At 64.9% G+C, this 18,975-nt stretch carries 18 protein-coding genes and 1 pseudogene; 14 read left to right on the forward strand and 5 right to left on the reverse strand.

Annotated elements, in window-relative coordinates; translation table 11 throughout:
* Positions 1-55: 55 nt before the first annotated feature.
* The 4 genes from mgtE to WHZ77_RS14175 all read left to right on the forward strand — a co-directional run bounded on the left by mgtE (position 56) and on the right by WHZ77_RS14175 (position 3,937).
* Entirely contained in the window at positions 56-1,477 is a 1,422-nt protein-coding gene (gene mgtE, locus WHZ77_RS14160) for a magnesium transporter (protein ID WP_375314190.1), read from the forward strand.
* A 116-nt stretch (positions 1,478-1,593) separates the two neighbouring features.
* Complete coding sequence (locus WHZ77_RS14165; RefSeq protein ID WP_375314191.1) at positions 1,594-1,896, forward strand: helix-turn-helix domain-containing protein; 303 nt, start codon at positions 1,594-1,596, stop codon at positions 1,894-1,896.
* A 156-nt stretch (positions 1,897-2,052) separates the two neighbouring features.
* The gene (locus WHZ77_RS14170; RefSeq protein ID WP_375314192.1) at positions 2,053-2,871 is read left to right on the forward strand and encodes an aldo/keto reductase; all 819 of its coding nucleotides are present in this window, start codon (positions 2,053-2,055) and stop codon (positions 2,869-2,871) included.
* 49 nt (positions 2,872-2,920) lie between these two features.
* Positions 2,921-3,937: a hypothetical protein gene (locus tag WHZ77_RS14175; RefSeq protein ID WP_375314193.1), complete on the forward strand. Its 1,017-nt coding sequence runs from the start codon at positions 2,921-2,923 to the stop codon at positions 3,935-3,937.
* Between the two features lie 209 nt (positions 3,938-4,146).
* Here WHZ77_RS14175 and WHZ77_RS14180 read toward each other — a convergent pair.
* Together WHZ77_RS14180 and WHZ77_RS14185 are read right to left on the reverse strand one after the other, a co-directional pair.
* Positions 4,147-5,095, reverse strand: a protein-coding gene (locus WHZ77_RS14180; protein ID WP_375314194.1) for an IS630 family transposase whose coding sequence is annotated in 2 segments (ribosomal slippage) — positions 4,147-4,758 and positions 4,760-5,095 — 948 coding nt in all. Because the reading frame shifts where the segments join, the coding sequence is not laid out codon by codon here.
* Between the two features lie 600 nt (positions 5,096-5,695).
* The gene (locus WHZ77_RS14185) at positions 5,696-6,421 is read right to left on the reverse strand and encodes a DUF599 domain-containing protein (RefSeq protein WP_375314195.1); all 726 of its coding nucleotides are present in this window, start codon (positions 6,419-6,421) and stop codon (positions 5,696-5,698) included.
* A gap of 122 nt (positions 6,422-6,543) precedes the next feature.
* Between WHZ77_RS14185 and WHZ77_RS14190 the strand changes: the two genes are divergently transcribed.
* The 4 genes from WHZ77_RS14190 to WHZ77_RS14205 all read left to right on the forward strand — a co-directional run bounded on the left by WHZ77_RS14190 (position 6,544) and on the right by WHZ77_RS14205 (position 9,299).
* Positions 6,544-7,206 (forward strand): glutathione S-transferase family protein, encoded by a 663-nt coding sequence (locus WHZ77_RS14190; protein ID WP_375314196.1) that lies wholly within the window; start codon positions 6,544-6,546, stop codon positions 7,204-7,206.
* 286 nt (positions 7,207-7,492) lie between these two features.
* The gene (locus tag WHZ77_RS14195) at positions 7,493-7,684 is read left to right on the forward strand and encodes a hypothetical protein (RefSeq protein WP_014494643.1); all 192 of its coding nucleotides are present in this window, start codon (positions 7,493-7,495) and stop codon (positions 7,682-7,684) included.
* Positions 7,685-7,838: 154 nt separating this feature from the next.
* The gene (locus WHZ77_RS14200; protein WP_375314197.1) at positions 7,839-8,816 is read left to right on the forward strand and encodes a hypothetical protein; all 978 of its coding nucleotides are present in this window, start codon (positions 7,839-7,841) and stop codon (positions 8,814-8,816) included.
* 42 nt (positions 8,817-8,858) lie between these two features.
* Entirely contained in the window at positions 8,859-9,299 is a 441-nt protein-coding gene (locus tag WHZ77_RS14205) for a DUF1489 family protein (RefSeq protein WP_151649763.1), read from the forward strand.
* Positions 9,300-9,356: 57 nt separating this feature from the next.
* Here the strand turns inward: WHZ77_RS14205 and panC are convergent, their stop codons facing one another.
* Positions 9,357-10,208 carry a pantoate--beta-alanine ligase gene (gene panC / locus WHZ77_RS14210; RefSeq protein ID WP_375314198.1) on the reverse strand — a complete coding sequence of 284 codons (852 nt, stop codon included), beginning with the start codon at positions 10,206-10,208 and terminating at the stop codon, positions 9,357-9,359.
* Between the two features lie 284 nt (positions 10,209-10,492).
* Between panC and WHZ77_RS14215 the strand changes: the two genes are divergently transcribed.
* From WHZ77_RS14215 to WHZ77_RS14225, 3 genes and pseudogenes are all read left to right on the forward strand, one after another.
* Positions 10,493-11,416 (forward strand): division plane positioning ATPase MipZ, encoded by a 924-nt coding sequence (locus WHZ77_RS14215; RefSeq protein WP_375314199.1) that lies wholly within the window; start codon positions 10,493-10,495, stop codon positions 11,414-11,416.
* Positions 11,417-11,758: 342 nt separating this feature from the next.
* On the forward strand, positions 11,759-12,619 hold the full coding sequence (locus WHZ77_RS14220) for an alpha/beta fold hydrolase (RefSeq protein ID WP_375314200.1): 861 nt from the start codon (positions 11,759-11,761) through the stop codon (positions 12,617-12,619).
* A gap of 124 nt (positions 12,620-12,743) precedes the next feature.
* Positions 12,744-13,492, forward strand: a pseudogene (locus WHZ77_RS14225) (VWA domain-containing protein).
* A 4-nt stretch (positions 13,493-13,496) separates the two neighbouring features.
* Here the strand turns inward: WHZ77_RS14225 and tehA are convergent.
* On the reverse strand, positions 13,497-14,492 hold the full coding sequence (gene tehA, locus WHZ77_RS14230; RefSeq protein ID WP_375314201.1) for a dicarboxylate transporter/tellurite-resistance protein TehA: 996 nt from the start codon (positions 14,490-14,492) through the stop codon (positions 13,497-13,499).
* A gap of 145 nt (positions 14,493-14,637) precedes the next feature.
* Between tehA and WHZ77_RS14235 the strand changes: the two genes are divergently transcribed.
* Positions 14,638-15,363, forward strand: coding sequence for a DnaJ domain-containing protein (locus WHZ77_RS14235; RefSeq protein ID WP_375314202.1), 726 nt, complete (start codon positions 14,638-14,640; stop codon positions 15,361-15,363).
* A gap of 217 nt (positions 15,364-15,580) precedes the next feature.
* Here the strand turns inward: WHZ77_RS14235 and WHZ77_RS14240 are convergent, their stop codons facing one another.
* Positions 15,581-17,419: a serine hydrolase gene (locus tag WHZ77_RS14240; protein WP_375314203.1), complete on the reverse strand. Its 1,839-nt coding sequence runs from the start codon at positions 17,417-17,419 to the stop codon at positions 15,581-15,583.
* A 391-nt stretch (positions 17,420-17,810) separates the two neighbouring features.
* Here WHZ77_RS14240 and WHZ77_RS14245 point away from each other — a divergent pair, with 391 nt between their 5' ends.
* Both WHZ77_RS14245 and clpS read left to right on the forward strand, forming a co-directional pair.
* The gene (locus tag WHZ77_RS14245) at positions 17,811-18,149 is read left to right on the forward strand and encodes a phasin family protein (protein WP_015685562.1); all 339 of its coding nucleotides are present in this window, start codon (positions 17,811-17,813) and stop codon (positions 18,147-18,149) included.
* A 431-nt stretch (positions 18,150-18,580) separates the two neighbouring features.
* A complete protein-coding gene (gene clpS, locus WHZ77_RS14250) occupies positions 18,581-18,913 on the forward strand; it encodes an ATP-dependent Clp protease adapter ClpS (protein ID WP_015685564.1) in 333 nt (110 codons plus the stop codon).
* Positions 18,914-18,975 lie beyond the last annotated feature (62 nt).

The following is an 18,975-nucleotide window of genomic DNA, read 5'->3' on the forward strand; positions in this document are numbered from 1 at the left end:
CCTGAACCATCAGCTCAGACGACCCGTTCCAACCTGTCAAACGGCGAGGCGCGCCATGGATGAACATATGGACGGTGCCTCATCCGCCGAGGCCTCGGTACTCGACCACGTGCCGATGCGCAATGAAGACGGTGAAATTCGTCACGAATTCGTCGCGGAAATTGCCCATGCGATCGAGGCTGGCGACAGCGCCTCGCTGCGCGCCTGTGTCGCCGAGCTGCACGAGGCCGATCTCGGCGATCTCATCGGCGCTCTTGCGCCCGACGACCGCGTCCGCCTGGTCGAGCTCACGGGCACGGACTTCGACTTCTCGGCACTGAACGAGGTCGACGAGGCCGTCCGCGAGGAGATCCTCGACGAGCTGCCGCCGGAGACGGTGGCCGAGGGCGTCCGCGAGCTCGAATCCGACGACGCCGTCGAACTGCTGGAAACCCTCGACGAGGACGAGCAGGAGGAGATCCTCGAGAAGCTGCCCCTGCAGGAGCGGGTCGCGCTCGAGCGCAGCCTGCTTTATCCGGAGAACTCGGCCGGCCGCCGGATGCAGACCGAGTTCATCGCGGTGCCCCAGGATTTCACCGTGGGGCAGGCGATCGACTACATGCGCGATACGCCCGATCTGCCCGATCGCTTCTACGAGATCTATGTCGTCGACAAGGATCGGCATTGGCAGGGCGCGGTCTCGCTCGACGTCCTGCTCCGCGCCCGCCGTCCGGTGCCGCTCACTGAACTCACCGACGAGGACCGCCGCCGCGTCTCCGTCCTGGAGGACCAGGAGGAGGTGGCGCGCATGTTCGGCAAGTACAATCTCGTCGCAGCCCCGGTGCTCGACACCCAGGATCGCCTCGTCGGCGTCATCACCGTCGACGACGTCGTCGACGTGATCGAGGAAGAGGCGGACGAGGACCTCAAGGCGCTCGGCGGCGTCAACAGCGACGAAGAGCTCTCCGACACCGTGTTCACCATCGCGCGCGCGCGGTTCAACTGGTTGTTGGTCAATCTGGCCACCGCGTTCCTCGCATCCTCCGTGCTCGGCCTGTTCGAGGGCCAGCTCGAGAAGATGGTCGCTCTCGCCGTGCTGGCGCCGATCGTGGCGAGCCAGGGCGGCAATGCCGCGACCCAGACCATGACGGTCGCGGTGCGGGCGCTGGCGACCCGCGAGCTCGGCTCCTCGAACGCCTGGCGCGTGGTGATGCGCGAAGGCATGGTCGGCCTCGTCAACGGACTTGCCTTCGCCGTGATCACCGGCATCGCGGCGGTGGCTTGGTTCAAGATCCCGGGCCTCGGCATCGTCATCGGGCTTGCGATCATCGTCAACCTCGTCGCCGGCGCGCTCGGCGGCATTTTGATTCCGATGGCGCTCGAACGCGTCAGGGCCGACCCGGCGGTGGCCTCCGGCACCTTCGTCACCACGGTGACCGACGTGGTCGGCTTCTTCTCCTTCCTCGGCATTGCCACGTTGTGGTTCGGGTTGAGGTAGGTCTGACTCCGTTTCGTCATTCCGGGCTCGCGCCAAGTGGCGCGCCCCGGAATGACGGTCCCTATCTTTAATCCGAACTTAAGCGACCTGCCGCATGATCGCGCCCGCTTGGGGGAATGAGCATGCGTGTGCGGCTGAAGGCTGACGGACGGGTTGTCGAGCTGCGGGATGGGCAGGAGTTTCCAATCCAGCCTGCGGCCAGCGCAGCGCCGGCCGATACCAGCCCGCTCGCGGTGCGCGATCTGCGCCGCCGCGCCTGCCTCACCCAGATGGAGTTTGCGGCAAAACTCGGCGTTCCCGTCGAGACCATCCGCAACTGGGAGCAGGGCAAGCGCGCTCCGCGGGGACCGGCCCGCGCGCTTCTCGCCGTGATCGCGCATGCGCCGGAGACCGTGTTCCAGGCGCTTGCCAAGGCCTGACAGCAAGGCCTGACGTCAAGGCCTGACGCACACCTCCCGTTAGCATTGCGCTGAATATCCGGGCCGATCGCTGCGGCTTCCGTTGGCAGTGTCACGGACCGGGTCCATAATGACCCCGGATGATGCTTGGGACGACCACAACAGAGAGGTTTCCTCATGCTGTTCGTCGAGGCCAATGGCGCAAGAATACCGGCGATCGGGCTCGGGACGTGGGAGCTGAGCGGTCGCCCCTGCGGACGCGTGGTCGAGCAGGCGCTGCGGCTCGGCTACCGCCACATCGACACGGCGCAGGTCTACGAGAATGAGCGTGAGGTCGGCGACGGCCTGCGCGCCTCCGGTGTGCGCCGCGACGACATCTTCCTCACGACCAAAGTCTGGACCAGCCATTTCACGCCGCACGATCTCGAGCGCTCGGTCAAGGAGAGCCTCGTCCGGCTGCGGCTTCCGTCGGTCGACCTGTTGCTGCTGCACTGGCCCAATTCGCACGTGCCGCTGGCGGAGACGCTTGGCGCGCTGGCGCACGCCAAACGCATGGGCCTGACGCACCACATCGGCGTCTCCAACTTCACGGTGGCGCTCATCGAAGAGGCGGTGGCGTTGTGCCCGGAGCCGCTGGTCTGCAACCAGGTCGAATACCATCCCTATCTCGACCAGGCGAAGGTGAAGGCGGCCTGCGACCAGCATGGTCTCGCGCTGGTCGCCTACAGCCCGATTGCCCGGGGCCGCATCAAGTCCGACCAGACGCTTGGCGAGATCGGCCGTGCCCACCACAAGACACCGGCACAGATCTGCCTGCGCTGGCTGGTGCAACAGAATGTCGCCGCGATCCCGCGCACCTCGCGCGTCGAACGCCTGTCGGAAAACATCGAGATCTTCGATTTCGAGCTCTCGGACGACGAGATGACCCGGATCGCCGCGCTGGCCAGTCCGAAGGGCCGTCTCACCGACTATGGTTTCGCGCCAAAATGGGATTGAGGGGCGGCCGGGGTATGGTAGGACCGCGGCGGCAACCCAAGATCGGGCGATGGAACTGCGGAAGATCATACGAACGGACATTGCAGCGTCGGCGATCGCGCATTTGACGCTCGTCGGGCTGATCATCGTGATCAGCGAGGTGCATCCGTTTCACGCCGCACCGCCCGAAACCGTGTCGGTCGACATCGTCACACCGGAGCAGGTGAAGCAGGAGGAGGCCAAGGCGGAAGAAAAGGCCGAGGAGAAGGCCAAAGAAGACGTGAAGGAAAAGCCCCCGGAGCCGCCCCTCGACCTGAGGCTGCCGAAACTGGATGTCACCGACAAGGACAAGGCGGCCACGGCGCCGAAACCTGCGGCCAAGCAGCAGGCCGCGGCGTCGTCTTCGAAGCAGCAGGCATCGCCTGAACCGTCGCAGCAGAAACAGCCGCAGCCACTGCCGTCACCGCAGCAGCGTGAAGCCACCGCGCAGCCGCAGCCTCAACAACCGCAGCCTTCGCCGCCACAGCCGCAGCCATCGCAATTGCCGCCGCAACAGCCGATGCCGCAACGTCCGCCCCAGTCGATGTCACAGCCACCGGCGCAGCCGTCGCCCGCCGCCATGTCGCAGCCACAGGCCGCGCCGCCGCCGGCCTATCAGGCGCCGGAGCCTGATGTCACCGTCAAGTACGGCGTCATGCTGGGTCTGCCGCCGGAACTGCCGCCCGAGCCGAAAGACGCTCCCAAGGACGACGGCGGCGACGCCAAGGATTCGATCGCCGCCAAGCTTCCGTCCGAAATCATCGCCGAGCTTCGTCGCCGCCTGAGAAGCTGTGCAAAGCTCCCGGCGGGCGTTTCACCGACCGACAACGTCAACATCAAGCTGCGTGCGGTGTTCGCCATCGACGGCACGCTGGCGCGCCCGCCTATCCTGATCCAGGCCCCGCCGTCCGCGAAGGGCGTCGCGATCGTGAAGTCCGCGATCAGCGCGCTCGAGTCCTGCCAGCCCTACAAGATGCTGCCGGCCGACAAATACGGGGAATGGAAGGTGATGGACCTGCCATTCAGCCCGCGGGATTTCGGCGGGTAGCTACAGGAGCTTGCGCTGCCCGACGGGCAAAACACCCACACTCTCGGTCAATCCGTTCGCGCGAAAATATTCCACTTTACCGAAATTCGGAATTGTCGTATATGCCGCTCATCCCGGCTCTTCCTTGAGGGGCGGTCGTACGTCGTCGCGATATGCGAGCCGGGCCTGCGGTGGACGCGGCAGCGTCGTGCGCGAGAGGCTAGAGCGTTTCATTTTTTGATAGAAGCGTATCCGGCATTAACGAAGTAGTTGCTGCATTCGCTGGGCAGAACGCTTCTGACGAGGTTGCCGATGTGGTCGCAGGCGTCGTCGATCGTGCGCTTCTGTGCGATGCGCATCCAGTGCTTGATCTTGGCGAAGACTTGCTCGTTCGGGTTGAGGTCGGGTGAGTACGGCGGCAGGTACCACAGTCTTGCGCCGGCTTTCCGGATCATCTGCCGAACGGTCGGGGACTTGTGGCTACCGAGATTATCCATGACGACGATGTCGCCCGGTTTGAGCACTTTGACGAGTTGCTGTTCGACATAGGCGCGGAAGCTTTCGCCGTTGATCGGTCCGTCGAACACGCAAGGCGCAGTGAGCTGGTCAGAGCGTAGGGCACCGAGGAAGGTCAGGGTTCGCCAGTGACCGTGCGGCGCAAAGCCGCGCAACCGCTCGCCCTTGGATCCCCAGCCGCGCAACGGGGCCATGTTGGTCTTGATCCAGGTCTCGTCGATGAACACCAGGCGGCTTGGATCGAGGCGATCCTGCAAGCTGCGCCAGCGCTGCCGCCGCCGCGCGACGTCGGCGCGACCCTGCTCAAGGGCGAACAGTGTTTTTTTTGAAGCTGAGACCTTCGCGTCGCAGGAAGGTCCATACCGCATGGTGTGAGACTTTCACGCCTCGCGCGGCAAGTTCGTCCTTCAGCCCGTGCAGCGTTAGATGTGGCGTCTGCCTGATCCGCTCCACGATGAACGCTCGATGCGGCCCCAGAACCGGCTTACGGTGACCGCCCATCTTGCCCGGCGCCACCGAACCCGTCGCGCGATAGCGCTGCCTCCACTTCACGACGGACGACACTGCAACATCGAACCGGGCCGCCACAGCATGGCAACTCTCGCCGGATTCCACCGCCTTCACGGCTCGTTCACGAAGATCATTCGAAAGAGGTCGGACCATCTGATGCTGGCCTCCGATCCAGCCAGCATCTTGAATCACAAACCGCCGCCCGACGGAATCCCTCCCGATTCAATAAATCGATGAACCGCTCTAAGGGCAGGGCGGGTAGTCCCTGTGAGCCCGCGGCCATGTGCGGACGAGCGGCGCTGATGCGTACGGCAAAACCGTGTGGTCCTGGCCGTCGTTGCTACGGTCAAGCCTTCAGCGGAGATGTGCGCGAGCCCAACCGGGCGGACGGCATCGTCAATTCGCGGGGCGAGGGAGGCCAGAAGGAAAGTTCGGCTCCCGGGAGAGCACGGCATAAGCCGTCCAACCATCGCGCAGGGAAGGCCGAGTGATCGGCGACACCTGTATGCTGCTGTGCGGTCTCTTCTGCGTGTGCTTTTCGCGCAGCGGACCGCGGGTGCCCGCCGGCACCCGGTCTTCCCTGCGCCCTCTTGGATTGGAGGGTATAGAGAAGAAGCAAAGCTCGGGCGAAATGCGCCGCGAGAATGAGAAGGCGTGTCTGCAAATTGAAGATGGATGCGAAACGAATTGCTCTCTAATGCCCCGGACGCAGCGCAAGAGCGCTGCAGCGCGCCCGGGACACGAGAGCTGCCGTCATTGAGCAGCACCGCGCTTCCGCATCCCCTCGCCATCCGCTGTCGCCGCCGGCGCCATCGCCTGCCAGGCGCTGGACGCGAACTGCCGTCGCCAGGTCACGATCACCACCGCGGCCGTGGTCACGAACAGCACCCAGGGGCTGACGAACCAGCCGAGATAGCCGAGCGCGAAGAAGAAGGCGCGCTGGCCGCGGTTGAAGTGGCGGCCGGCGGATTCGAACACGCGCGTGGTCCGGATGACGTGGGCTTCGGCCTCCGGCGTGTCCCGCTGCGCGGCCGGCGGCATGCCGCCGAACAGGATCGCAACATAGTTGAACAGGCGATAGGCCCAGGCGAATTTGAAGAAGGCGTAGACGCAGATCAGCACGAGGCCGACGCATTTCAGCTCCCACATCGCCGGCGAGGTGCTGAGGTCGATCGGCAGCTTGCTCAGGATGGTGATGGCGTCGTTGGTGGCGTGCAGCAGCGCCAGCGCGCCGCCGAGCGCGAACAGGCTGGTGGAGGCGAAGAAGGCGGTGCCGTTCTGAAGCGAGGCCATGATCTGCATGTCGACCATGCGGGTGTCGCGGTCGAGCAGACGGCGGACCCAGACCTCGCGATAGCGGTTCATCCGCGCCGACAGGCTGTCGCGGCCATACGCCGAATGCTCCAGCGTCAGGGCATAGACCAGCCATTCGACGATGAAGAAGCCGACGGCGGTGATGTCGATCCAATGCCTGCTCATGTCGCTCTCCTCGCAAGGATCGCAACGATTGCCACGCATGGCTGGTCGCGGCAACGATTGATTGGCGGCAGGCGTTGGCGCTAAAAGCAGCCGCATAAACGGACTCGGGAAGGACCGGTGACATGGCAACGCTCAAGCTTGCGATCGGCAACAAGAACTACTCGTCGTGGTCGTTGCGGCCCTGGCTCGCGCTGCGCGCGAGCGACATTCCGTTCGAGGAGACCGTCATCCCGCTCTACACCGACAACCCCGCGGACAAGCAGCGGATCCTCTCCTTCAGCCGCGCAGGCAAGGTGCCGGTGCTGGTCGATGGCGACATCACGGTGTGGGATTCGCTTGCTATCATCGAATACGTCGCCGAGCGTTATCCGGACAAGAAGCTGTGGCCCGACGATGTCGCCGCGCGCGCGCATGCCCGTTCGGTGTGCGCCGAGATGCATTCCGGCTTCATGGCCCTGCGCAACGAATGCGGCATGAACCTGCATCGGCCGGAGCGCCCCGTGACGCTGTCGGCGGATGCGCTCGCCAACATCGCACGGGTGCAGGAGATCTGGCGCGAGTGCCGGGAACGCTATGGCGCGAAGGGACCGTTCCTGTTCGGCGGCTTCGGCGCGGCGGATGCGATGTACGCGCCGGTCGTGCACCGCTTCCGCACTTACGCGGTTAATGTCGGGCCGGAGGCCAGGGTCTACATGGAGACGATGATGGCGCTGCCGGCGTTCCAGGAATGGACCCGTGACGGGCTGGCCGAGACGATTCTCATCGACAGGTTCGAGACCGTCTAGGCCAGCATCCCGGTCGACCGGAAGGTGGCCGGCACCCGGGAGCATGCGGGTCCCGGTGGCTGGTGCCTTCATACCACCTGAGGTGCCCGGGTTCCAGCGGTATCATCGGACGACGGTTCCCCGACTATCGTCCTGAAATCACTGCGGGATCGGGACGTTTTCCATGCCTGTATACTGCTGGCCAAATCGGCCGGCCGCATGCTATAGGACAGGCCGGGTTTTCAGCCGGTCCGTCGCAGTGGGACCCTGGGCACGGCCGGCGCTGTTTGAGTGATGGAGATGGGCGTTGAAGCATAAATTTCCCGTGGGAACGCGCGTATTGTTCACCGCCAGCAATGTCGCGCGCCCGGCTGCGAGTGGCTCTTACGAGATCATCCGCCTGCTGCCGACGGACGGCGACGACTGCCAGTACCGCATCAAGAGCTCGACCGAAGCCTTCGAACGCGTCGCCAAGGAAAGCCAGCTCGCGCAGTCCTGAGAGGCACGCAGCCGCGCATTGACGTTGCGAACGAATTGACGTGTTCGCCGTCAAAAGGCCCGCTTCGCCTCGACAGAGTCATTCGGGGGCAGCTACTGACTCGCGGTACTCGCTTTGACCATTCGCTCTTTGCTCGCGTGAGGGGACATCGCGCATGAACTGGGCATGGACCACGTCGCTCGACCAAATCTGGCGCTCGCCGGCCTTTCCGATGTGGATGACGCTGGCGGCTGCCGGCTTCTTCGGATTGATCCTGCTGATCACGCTGCTGCGCGCCGACAAGTCGGTCGCCAACGGCGCGCTGACCGTCATCACGCTGCTCGCCATTGCCGTCGCGGTGGCCGCTACCATCCACCCCAACGGACCGGCCGGGCAGGCAGCCCCGACTGAGGCACGTGCGCAAGCGACGGTGACGGCGAGCCTGCCGGCGCTGTCCTGCCTCGACGATCTCGCGGGCGATGCCGTGGCCGTCGGCTGCGAGAAGGCGCTGTTCGGTGCGCCCGACACTGCGGCTGCGGCCGTTGCCTACACCGCTTCCCGCATCGACCGGCTGACCGCGCTCGGCGATGCCGCCACCGCCGAGAAGAGCCTGACGCTGGAAATGAAGGTGCTGCGCAAGTCGCTGGAGCACGATCGCTATGGCCTCGTTGCGCAGGTGCTGGTCGCGCGCGATGGCTGCACCCAGTTCGATTGCGCGGCCTTCCGCTCGCTGACCGATCAGCAGCAGGTCGCCGCCAACATGGATTCCCATCTCTACGACGCGCTGGTCGCGCGCTATGCGCCGGTCTGGAACGCGCCCGCAACGGCGCCCGCGATGCCGGCCACAGGACCGCTCGCCGGGCTGCCGCCGACGATGCCGACGGGCAAGCCGACCAATGCGGATTTCCCGAGCGCGTCGTCGACGCCGCCGGTCATTATCATGACTCCGGAGCCGCCCACGGCGACGACGCGCCAGGCGGCGCCCGCCGCAAACGCTGCGCCGGCTCCGCGCGCACCCGCTGCGGCCTCGGCTCAGGCGGCTGCACCTGCGGCTGCGAAGAAGCAGTCGGCTGCCAAGCGTGCGCCTGCGGCCGCACCGGTTCCGCTCGCGCCGCCGCCGGCCTCGGCTCCCGCGGCTGCGGATAACGAGTAGATCGGCTTTGAAAACAGGCGGCCGGCCCGCTAATGCTGGGGCATGCCGCTACATCTGATCAAGCTTGCCGTCGGCTGCGACTCCGTCAAGGAATTGAAGGGGTGGATCGCCGAACGGATGCAGACCGCCAAAAAGAAAGGTCTGCCGCAACATCACATCCATATCACCCGCATGGTGCCCAAGCGCGACGCCGAGATCCTCGCGGGCGGGTCGCTCTACTGGGTCATCAAGGGCGAGGTCGCCGCGCGCGAAAAGATCATCGGCATCGAGCCGTTCCGCGACAAGGACGGCATCGGACGCTGCCGGATCGTGATGCAGCCGAAGGTGATCTCGGTATCCCCGCGGCCGATGCGGCCGTTCCAGGGCTGGCGCTATCTCGCCGACGATTCCGTGCCGCCCGATCTCGGCAAGTCCGCCGCAGGCTCGATCGCGGCGATGCCGGAGCCGATGCGGCGCGAGTTGCGCGATCTCGGATTGCTATGAGCGTGATCCGGAAAAGTGTGAAGCGGTTTTCCGAAAAGATCATGCTCAAGACATAACTCACACCGCGATATTGTCGATCAACCGGGTGCTGCCGAGCTTGGCCGCGACCAGGATGCGCAGTGGTCCGTCCTTGCGTGTGGTGACGGGCGCCAGCGTCTCGGCGTGGCGGGCCTCGAAATAATCGAGCGCAAAGCCGGCCGCCTCGATCGTCCTGGCGCCGCGCGCTATCGCCGGCGCGATCGCTTCGCCCGACTTGATCCGCCCGGCACTGTCCTTCATGGCGCGGTAGAGCACGGTCGCGGTCTGCCGCTCCTGCGGCGAGAGGTAGACGTTGCGCGAGGACATCGCGAGGCCATCGCGCTCGCGCACCGTGCGGGAGCCGATCACCTTGACGCCGAGGTCGAGATCCCGCGCCATTTGCGTCACCACGCGCAGCTGCTGAAAATCCTTCTCGCCGAAGATCGCGAAATCCGGCCGGCACTGCGTGAACAGCTTACCGACGACGGTGGCGACGCCGCCGAAGAAGCGCGGGCGGAAGCGGTCCTCGAGGCCGGCCAGCGCCGGCCCCTCCGGCACGATGCGGGTCGCAAAGCCTTCCGGATACATCGCTTCGACGCCGGGGTGCCAGACGATGTCGACATCCTCGGCCGCGAGCTTGGCGATATCGGATTTCCAGGTGCGCGGATAGGCGCCGAAATCCTCGGTCGGAGCGAACTGGGTCGGGTTGACGAAGATCGACACCACGACGCGGCTGGCGCGCCGCCTGGCGAGGCGCACCAGCGACACATGCCCGTCATGGAGCGCCCCCATGGTCGGGACCAGCGCGATCGTGGCCTTTCGCTTGCGAAGATTGTCGACGGCGCGTCGCAGGGTGGGGACCGTGCGGGCGATCAAGGGGCTCGGTGACATCAGGACTCGACTTGGTTGGGAATCGGAGCGGGCGCATCCCGGCGCCCCGGCGGCTAACCTTAACAAGCGGCGGTCGTGGACGCCATGCATCCGGATGCGGCACAGCATTCCCTGTGAAGCCGCGCGGGATGTCGCGACATTGTGGGTTGGATCACAGACGAAAGACCGCGCCGCGATTCATGATGGGACACGGCGCACTGCGAATTGCTTGTCCTGTCACGCATTTCACTTGACCGCCGACGCGGTCATCTCGAAGATATTCCATAGGGGTGTTGAGGATCGCCATGCTTGTGCAGGCTAGCCAAGGCCAATCCGGCTCGGCGCATGTGGTCGTGCTCGGCAACGAGAAAGGCGGCTCCGGCAAGTCGACGACCGCCCTGCACATCGCGGTCGCGCTTCTGAAAGCCGGCCAGCGCGTCGCCACCATCGATCTCGACTGCCGTCAACAGAGTTTCACCCACTACATCAACAATCGTTCCGCCTGGGCGCGCCGCACGGGCCTCGGCCTCGAGCTGCCCACGCATCGCTGCATCAAGCTTGGCGAGACCATGCAGGTCGCCGAGAACGAGAATTCCGAGTTCCTCCAGTTCATGGACGCGGTCTCGGCGGTCGAGGCCAGTTTCGATTTCATCGTCATCGATACACCTGGCACCGACAGCTATCTGATGCGCCTGGCGCATTCGATGGCGGACACGCTGGTCACGCCGATCAACGACAGCTTCCTCGATTTCGACGTGCTCGGCACCGTCGATCCCGCCAACTACGCGGTGACGGGGGAGAGCCACTATGCCGAGATGGTGCGGGATGTCAGGCGCAAGCGCCGCCAGGTCGACGGCTCCTCGACCGACTGGATCGTGGTGCGCAACCGCCTGTCGATGCTCGGCTCCCGCAACAAGCAGCTGGTCGCCGAGGGCCTGAAGGATTTGTCGCTGCGGCTCGGCTTCCGCTACATCGACGGCTTCGCCGAGCGCGTCGTCTATCGCGAGTTCTTCCCGCGTGGGCTCACCGCGCTGGACGATATCGACGAGGCCACGCTGGGCATGCGGCCCAATCTCGGCCATCTCACCGCGCGGGAGGAGGTGACGAGCCTGCTCCGCCAGCTCAAGCTGCCGCTCGACGAGCGCGGCCGCCGCCGTGCGGCAAATCGCGCCGAATGGTTCAGCCAGGTCGACAAGCCGCTCGAGGTCCACGACATCCTCGGCGCCTGACGTGGCGGTATGCCGCTACTTCAGGTCGATCGAGGCAGCCGGTTCCCCCCGGAACTGCGGCTGCGCTCGGCCGTTTTCATCCGACGTTTACCGCGAAATTGAACCCGATCGAGATTGGTTGCGCCCGATGGTGACCTGCACCCTGACGTAGCCGTATGACAATGGGATGCCCAAGAAACGTGTGCGACGCACAATGAAAGGGCTGCCAGTTCACAATATTTGGTCTTCCTGTCACGCGGCTGTGACATATATTAGCGAATAGGCGACCAGGGGCCGAAGAGCCCTAGAGAACACGATTTTCAACAGGGATTCAGGCCGAAGCGCCTGAGGCTGAGGACGAAAATGAAGCGTGGAATTGCCGTTCTGGTTTCGGTCAGTGCCCTCTGCGGCATCGCCTATTTCACGGCGAGCAAGTGGGCGATCAAGCACGAGACGATCACCTTCTACGACGCCTCGCGCGACAACCGTCCCGTGCCTGTCGACATCGCGATCCGCCGCGACAAGGAAATGCAGGCCAATGCCGGCATGATCACGATGCCGGTCGCCGTGATCAATCACGGCAACACGGTGAAGAACACAGAGTACGGCTTTCTCGCCAACGCCTTTGCGGCGCGCGGATATCTGGTCGTCAGCCCGCAGCATGATCTGCCGACGGATCCTCCGATGGTGACGAAGCCAGGCGAGCTCTATGTCGGCCGCCTGCCGCAGATCCTTCGCGGCGTCGCCAACATCCATCTCGCCATGCAGGAGATGAAGAAGGTTCAGCCCAACGCCGACTACGAGAAGGTGACGATGGTCGGCCATTCCATGGGCGGCGACATCACGATGTACTTTGCCAAGCAGTATCCGGATGAGGTCAAGAAGGTCGTCACGCTGGACAATCTGCGCGTGCCCTTCGTCACCGCGGGCAAGTTCAAGATCCTGTCATTCCGCTCCAAGGACCCGCAGTTCAAGACAGATCCTGGTGTGATTCCGACCGACGAGGAGTGCGAGAAGGCCGGCATCCAGGTCGTGAAGACAGAGTTCCAGCACAACGACATGCGCGACACCGGTCCGGATGGCGCCAAGAACTCGATCCAGGGCATGCTCGACAAATTCCTGAGCGACACCGACAGTGAGGTGGCGCCGGTCGACACGCGCTCGTCGCCTCCCAAAATCCTGGAGCCGGGCCCGGTCGCCCTGATGGCGCCAGCCAAGAGCTAGCGACAAAACGCAGCGATCTCCCTGCCTTCAGAGCCTCCGCCGGCCACCGCCTGCGGAGGCTCTGCACATTGACCGGGCCGGGCGCGCTGACCACATTAGTCGCTCACGGAAGGTCAAAGCAGGAATGTCGGGGGACCCCATCAAACCGCGCGGCCGCGGTGCCGTCCCGGCGCAGCACGAGGGCGCGCTGCCGCAGGCCAGGACCTCGACCGCGGAGGATATCGCCGCCTTCGTCGCCAAGGCGCAGGCGCTGTCGCCGCATGCACCCGGCGCCAGGGGGCGGCTGATCTTCGCGCTCGATGCGACGATGAGCCGGCAGCCGACCTGAGACATGGCCGCGCACTCCAGGCCGACATGTTCCGCGAGACGGCCGCGCTCGGCAGTCTCGACGTCCGCCTGGTCTATTATCGCGGTCTCAACGAGTGCCGTGCCTCGGGCTGGATATCCGACAGCGCCAGGCTCGCGACGCTGATGAGCAAGATCGATTGCCGCGGCGGTGACACCCAGATCGGCAAGGTGCTGAGCGAGGCGCGGCGCGAGGCGGTCGCCTCCGGCGTGCGGGCCGTGGTGTTCGTCGGCGACGCCATGGAGGAGAAGGTCGACGAGCTCTGCGCCAAGGCCGGCGAGCTCGGCATGCTCAAGGTGCCCGTATTCCTGTTTCAGGAGGGCCACGACGCGGTGGCCGAGCAGGCGTTTCGCGAGATCGCGCGGCTGACCGGCGGGGCCTGGTGCCGGTTCGATCCCGGTGCCGCGGCGCAGTTGCGCGAGCTGCTCCGCGCCGCAGCAGCCTATGCCGCCGGCGGCCGCGAGGCGCTGTTGAAATTGTCGAAGAGCGCGAGCGGCGCGGCGAAACTGATCAGCCAGATGAAGTGACAGGTCAGGCTGGCGTCGCCTGCGTCGGGGGCGGTGCGGCGACCGGCAGTGGCAACAGCCGTCCTTGCAGGATCAGGCGCAGCGTGCCGAGCGCGATCAATCCGACAACGATGTTGGCGGCTCCGAACAGGTACGGCGCAAGCAGCGCGATCGCACCGGCGTCGCCGTGTCCAGCCATGCGGATCGGCGCGATCGCGAGCGCGGTGGCGCCGAAGGTGAAGCCCCAATACGACACCGCGAACGGCTGCTCCATGATCCATGGCAGCAGCCGAAGCAGCAGGAGCGCCATCATCAGTCCGTAGCCGACCAGAATATGCGCGACCATGTCGGGCACGCCGCCATTGATGGCGAGATAGGCGACCGCGCCGACCGTGGGCGGTGCGAGCTGGATACCGAGCGTCGGTCGCAGCGCCGCCGGAAGCGTCGCGGCCGTGTAGAGCCGGTGCAGCAGCACGGATTCGATCGCGAGCCAGGAGAACAGCGCGACACCGAAGGCGAGTTGTCCCCAATCGGGATAGCCGAGCACTGAAGATGCCGCGGCGGTGACGAAGCCGCCGGCAACGGTCGGCAGGTACAGGACCGGCGTCGTCGCGGTGTGGTCACGGTTGCCGCGCCACAACACGCCCGTTCGCCACAGCGCGAAGCCGAGCGTGAACGTTGCGCCAAGGCCGAACAGGAGGACTGCAGCAGGCCGCGAATAGGGGTCCGCGGCGATCGCGATCAGCATGGTGGAGACGCCGGCAAGGCCAATGAAGCAGCACTGGATGGGGTGATGGGCTTCGCCGATCGACTCGGCGCGCGCGAAGGTCCAGCGCAGGATGAAGAGAACGAGCAGGAGCGCCCAGACGACGAAGGCAAGGGCGAGCAGGATCTCGCCGACGATCGCCGGCAAGTGCCAGACCTGATGCGCGGCGCGCCAGGCATTGCCGAGGCCCGCGAGCCCAAGCACGATGCCGAAGAAGGCGGCCGGCACGATTGGCGGCTTGAATCTCTGGCTCATCGTCTCCCCTGATATCCGCTGGACCAGCGCGTGATTGCCGATGCGCCGGACTATCGGGCAAACGAACTTGTGGTGTCATCACCCAATGGTGGACGCCTCCGAAGGATGCCATGCTTTTTGACAAGAGGGCGACTATATTCCGGCCATGACCCTGATCGTCGGCGCTGTCGCTGTTATCACGCTTTATCTGCTGCTCCAGATGTTCCGGTCCGCCAATCCGGCGGTGCTGGCGCGCACCATCAAGTTCGGCGGCGGCGTGCTGGCGCTGGCTGTCGCAGCCTTCACGGGCCTGCGGGGCGAGCTGGTGGTGGCAATCCCGCTCGGGATTTTCGGTGCCGGGCTGCTGGGCTGGACGCCATTGGCGAACGCCGGCTTCGGCAATATCGGCGGCCTGTTCGGCGGCGGCGCGACGCGCCCGACCGGCCAGACCTCGCGTGTGCGTTCGCAATTCCTCGACATGCGGCTCGACCACGATTCCGGCCAGCTGGCCGGCCAGATCGTGGCCGGGCCATACGCCGGGCGCGAGCTCGACGAGTTCGATCTCGCCGGCCTGCTGGCGATGGCTCCGGCGTTCGATGCCGAGAGCGTGGCCTTACTTGAAAGCTATCTGGACCGCCGGTTTCCCGCTTGGCGTCAGAACGCGCAAGGCGATGCGGCAGGGCGGCAGCGCCGCACGGCGGCGAGCGGCAAAATGACGGCGGAGGAAGCCTATCAGATCCTTGGCCTGCAGCCGGGCGCGGGGCGCGACGACATCAGCCGGGCGCACAAATCCCTGATGAAGAAACTCCATCCCGACCAGGGGGGCTCGACGTATCTCGCTGCCCGTGTGAACGAGGCCAAGGATACTCTGCTTCGTACGCATAACGGCTAACTCCGGCACCACGCTACAAACGCCCGTCCGTGTAACCTCCGCTTGCTCTGTCTGCCGTCGCCCCGATGCCCGCCATTGTCGGCGTGGTCGATCCCTTGGGTAAAAATTTAACCGTAAATTGTTGACGAGAGGTTGTCGCGGAACTGGCATCGGTGCCGGCCCAAAACAAAAATGCCCGCGCAAGGCGCGGGCATTTTGATTGGGTCAGTGCGAAAGATCAGTTGCGGACGGTGATGCAGGAGATGTCGGCGCGCTTCAGGGCGCGGCAGACGGCTTCGGCCTGGTCTCGCTCGAGCCCGGCGAAGCGGGCGCGGTAGAGCTTGCGGTTGTCCTTGGCGACGACAGGCTCGGTGAACGGATCGGCCTTGCTGAGCAGGCCGCGGGCCGAGCTGCGCGCGGCGTCGATGCGCTGCTGGGCTTCGTTCTCGCTCTCGAGCGCGCCGACCTGAACGATCCAGCCGCTGTGCATGACGACCGGCTTGGTGGTGGCGCTCATCTGGATCGGCTGCGGCGCCGGATCGGCGGAGGCAAGCTTCGCCGTGGCAGGGGCGGGCGCGGCGGCGGTCGCGGCCGGCAGCACGCCGAGGATGCCGTTGCCGGTGCCAAAGCCCGCCGGCTGACGGGGCATTTCGCTGCGGGCCATCTCGGCCCTGGGCGTTTCCGGCTGGCTTGCGAGCTCGGGCTTGTTGATGAGATCGGCGCGGGCGACGAGGGCGCCGGAGGTCTCCGCGACGTCGGAGCGGGACGCAATCGTGTTGGTAACCTGCGGGGCAACCTGAGCCGACGCGGCCGAGGCGACCCTCACGGCGCCGGCCTTGACCTGAACGGTCTTGACCCGGACCGGCTTCATCGGCTCCGACGAACCGGGAATGATCGAGAGCGGCTGGCTCGAGATCACGCCATTGGTGAGGGGCGCGGGTTCGATCTTGGACTCAGTCGGCCGAACTTCAGGCTTGGCTTGAGCCGGCGGCATCGCGGCGGTCGCAGCGGCAAGCGCCGACAGGCGCGAGGCGAGACGCGACGGGGCTGACTCAGGAGCAGGGGCAGCCGCCGCCTGAACCTGCGGAGCGGCGCGGGCCGGGGTATCCGATGCATCGGCGACCTCGGTGTTGGCGTCAGCACCGCTGCGCTCGGTCACCGCGGCAACGGTATGGGTGGTGGCGCCCTTCTCGAGATTCTCGGCGAGCAGGTTGCGCATGATGGCATCGCGCGAGCCGCCGCTGCGGCCGCCCAGCACCACGCCGATCAGATGACGGTTGCCGCGGCGCATCGAGGTCACGAGATTGAAGCCGGAGGCGCGGGTGTAGCCGGTCTTGATGCCGTCCACGCCCTCGACGCTGCCGAGCAGGTGATTGTGGTTGCGGATTGACTGTCCGCGCCAGTTGAACGTCGAGGTCGCGAAATAGCGATAGTAGCGCGGGAAGCGCTCCTGGATGGCGCGGCCGAGCGTCGCCTGGTCGCGTGCGGTCGTGACCTGCTCGTCGTTGGGAAGGCCGTTGGCGTTGCGGTAGACCGTCTTGGACATGCCGAGCGAGCGCGCCTTGCGCGTCATCATCTGGGCGAAGTCGTCTTCGTCGCCGGCGATTGCTTCCGCGATCACCACGGCTGCGTCGTTGGCGGAGCGGGTGACGAGACCCTTGATCGCGTCCTCGACGCGAATGGTCTGGCCGGCGCGCAGGTTCAGCTTGGTCGGATCCTGATCAGCGGCGTGCTGTGACACCGGCATCTCGGTGTCGAGCTTCATCTTGCCGGAGTCGAGACGCTCGAACAGCAGATACAGCGTCATGATCTTGGTGAGCGAGGCGGGATGCCGGATCCCGTCGGGGCTGGTTGCCTGAAGCACGGAGCCGGAATTGCCGTCGACGATGATCGACGCGAATTTGGGGCTGGAACTCTCGGACACGTCGCGCTGCACCCGGTGGTGCGCGTAAGAACGATGCCGATGGCGCCGCGCCTCGGCAGCATCGGTGGTGAAGATGACTGCGGCAGTGACCGTGAGAAGCCCGAAAACGCCAACCCGCGCCAAGTGCGAGGAAGACAAGTTTTTACGAAGCATGGAACCCCGTCCCCGTTTCTGACTTGATCACCGGCTCGTGAGGCGAAATTGTGCCCATTGGACCCGGGATCATTACCTGCTCAGGCTGTCCCTCCGCTGGTGTTCACCGCGGGAGACGTTGGGCCTGAGCCGCTGTTCTGGCTAAGGTGATGTTCTCAAACGGCTTTCGGCCGCTCTCTGAGGATGAACACGTCCAGGGAATCAGGGTAGGGGCCCGGGGTTTCCAAAAGCTTAAGGAACCATTGCGGGAAAGCCCGGGAATCTCCGCGACTTGCATCTATTTTTGTGCGTCGCACAAATATTCTTGACATATTTTGTGCGTTGCACTATTTTTGGGCGAAGTCAGGGAGCCGGGGCTTCCGGACGAAAGCCAGGGAAAAGGGATTCCGAGATGTTCAAGGTTGAAGACATTCAGAGCTACGGCAAAGAGCACTTCGAGCAGTGCGTCGCCTCCGCGACCACGGTTCAGCACGGCCTCCAGGCGATCGCCAGCGCTTATGGCGACTACACCAAGAAGTCGTTTGAAGACACCAAGTCCTTCGTCGAGAAGCTTTCCGGCGTGAAGTCGCTGGACAAGGCGATGGAAGCACAGACCGATTTCGCCCGCTCCGCCTACGAGACCTTCGTTGCGGAATCGCAGAAGATCGCCGGCCTCTACAGCGACCTCGCCAAGCAGGCTTTCAAGCCGGTCGAGACCATCGTGTCGAAGTTCACCCCGGCCGCCAACTAACGCTTTCTGGAAGTCCTGGAATCAAGAAGCCCGGCTGATGCAGCCGGGCTTTTTCTGTTTGCGCCCGGTTCCTGGTCAACATGTTCTAGGCAGGCAGGCCGGAAATTTTTGTCAAATCGGTCTGGATTGACTAACCTCGGAGAGGATCGCCCGGACCGGGAATCGGCAGCGCCGAGGCTGCAAAGGCTGGACCTTTGCAGCGCTTGCGGCAGGACGGGGGCAGGCCCATATTGCTTGCAACCGATCCGGATTTGACCGGATCGGTTGGAAGCGGCGATCCAACAAGGCGGTGCGCCTGTGCGAGGCTCCGAAAGGCAGGGTCGCGCGGCGGACCGTTATTCGCTTCTGTGGGGAATTTGAACGCCTGAGCCATGCCGCACCTGACTTCCAGACTCGACCTGTCCGCGCCAGCCGCTGTCTACGCTCCCCTTATGAGCAATGACGAGAACCGTTCGGGCGGCCCGACGGGTCCGAATACATCTGTCATCACCAAGGTCAAACCGAAGACCAAGCGGCCGAACCTGTACCGTGTGCTGATCCTGAACGACGACTACACGCCGATGGAATTCGTCGTCCATGTGCTGGAGAAGTTTTTCCAGAAGGACGTGGAGGCTGCGACCAAGATCATGCTGCACGTCCATCATCACGGCATCGGCGAGTGTGGCGTGTTCACCTACGAGATCGCCGAAACCAAGGTGACGCAGGTGATGGACTTCGCCCGCAAGCACCAGCATCCGCTGCAATGCGTGATGGAGAAGAAATAAGAAGTCCCACGATGCTCTCGTGGGCGATCTTTGCATCTTCCAAACGTTTTGTGTGATCGTCG

Origin of the sequence: Bradyrhizobium sp. A5, assembly GCF_042076515.1 — a bacterium.
GTDB lineage: Bacteria > Pseudomonadota > Alphaproteobacteria > Rhizobiales > Xanthobacteraceae > Bradyrhizobium > Bradyrhizobium cosmicum.

Excerpts from the sequence above, each read along its gene's own strand:
- WHZ77_RS14165 (WP_375314191.1), top strand. The coding sequence starts at position 1,594 with ATGAGCATGCGTGTGCGGCTGAAGGCTGACGGACGGGTTGTCGAGCTG.
- WHZ77_RS14240 (WP_375314203.1), bottom strand. The coding sequence starts at position 17,419 with ATGCTTCGTAAAAACTTGTCTTCCTCGCACTTGGCGCGGGTTGGCGTT.
- panC (WP_375314198.1), bottom strand. The coding sequence starts at position 10,208 with ATGTCACCGAGCCCCTTGATCGCCCGCACGGTCCCCACCCTGCGACGC.
- WHZ77_RS14190 (WP_375314196.1), top strand. The coding sequence starts at position 6,544 with ATGGCAACGCTCAAGCTTGCGATCGGCAACAAGAACTACTCGTCGTGG.
- WHZ77_RS14220 (WP_375314200.1), top strand. The coding sequence starts at position 11,759 with ATGAAGCGTGGAATTGCCGTTCTGGTTTCGGTCAGTGCCCTCTGCGGC.
- mgtE (WP_375314190.1), top strand. The coding sequence starts at position 56 with ATGGATGAACATATGGACGGTGCCTCATCCGCCGAGGCCTCGGTACTC.
- WHZ77_RS14200 (WP_375314197.1), top strand. The coding sequence starts at position 7,839 with ATGAACTGGGCATGGACCACGTCGCTCGACCAAATCTGGCGCTCGCCG.
- WHZ77_RS14170 (WP_375314192.1), top strand. The coding sequence starts at position 2,053 with ATGCTGTTCGTCGAGGCCAATGGCGCAAGAATACCGGCGATCGGGCTC.
- clpS (WP_015685564.1), top strand. The coding sequence starts at position 18,581 with ATGAGCAATGACGAGAACCGTTCGGGCGGCCCGACGGGTCCGAATACA.
- WHZ77_RS14235 (WP_375314202.1), top strand. The coding sequence starts at position 14,638 with ATGACCCTGATCGTCGGCGCTGTCGCTGTTATCACGCTTTATCTGCTG.
- tehA (WP_375314201.1), bottom strand. The coding sequence starts at position 14,492 with ATGAGCCAGAGATTCAAGCCGCCAATCGTGCCGGCCGCCTTCTTCGGC.
- WHZ77_RS14175 (WP_375314193.1), top strand. The coding sequence starts at position 2,921 with ATGGAACTGCGGAAGATCATACGAACGGACATTGCAGCGTCGGCGATC.
- WHZ77_RS14245 (WP_015685562.1), top strand. The coding sequence starts at position 17,811 with ATGTTCAAGGTTGAAGACATTCAGAGCTACGGCAAAGAGCACTTCGAG.
- WHZ77_RS14205 (WP_151649763.1), top strand. The coding sequence starts at position 8,859 with ATGCCGCTACATCTGATCAAGCTTGCCGTCGGCTGCGACTCCGTCAAG.
- WHZ77_RS14185 (WP_375314195.1), bottom strand. The coding sequence starts at position 6,421 with ATGAGCAGGCATTGGATCGACATCACCGCCGTCGGCTTCTTCATCGTC.
- WHZ77_RS14215 (WP_375314199.1), top strand. The coding sequence starts at position 10,493 with ATGCTTGTGCAGGCTAGCCAAGGCCAATCCGGCTCGGCGCATGTGGTC.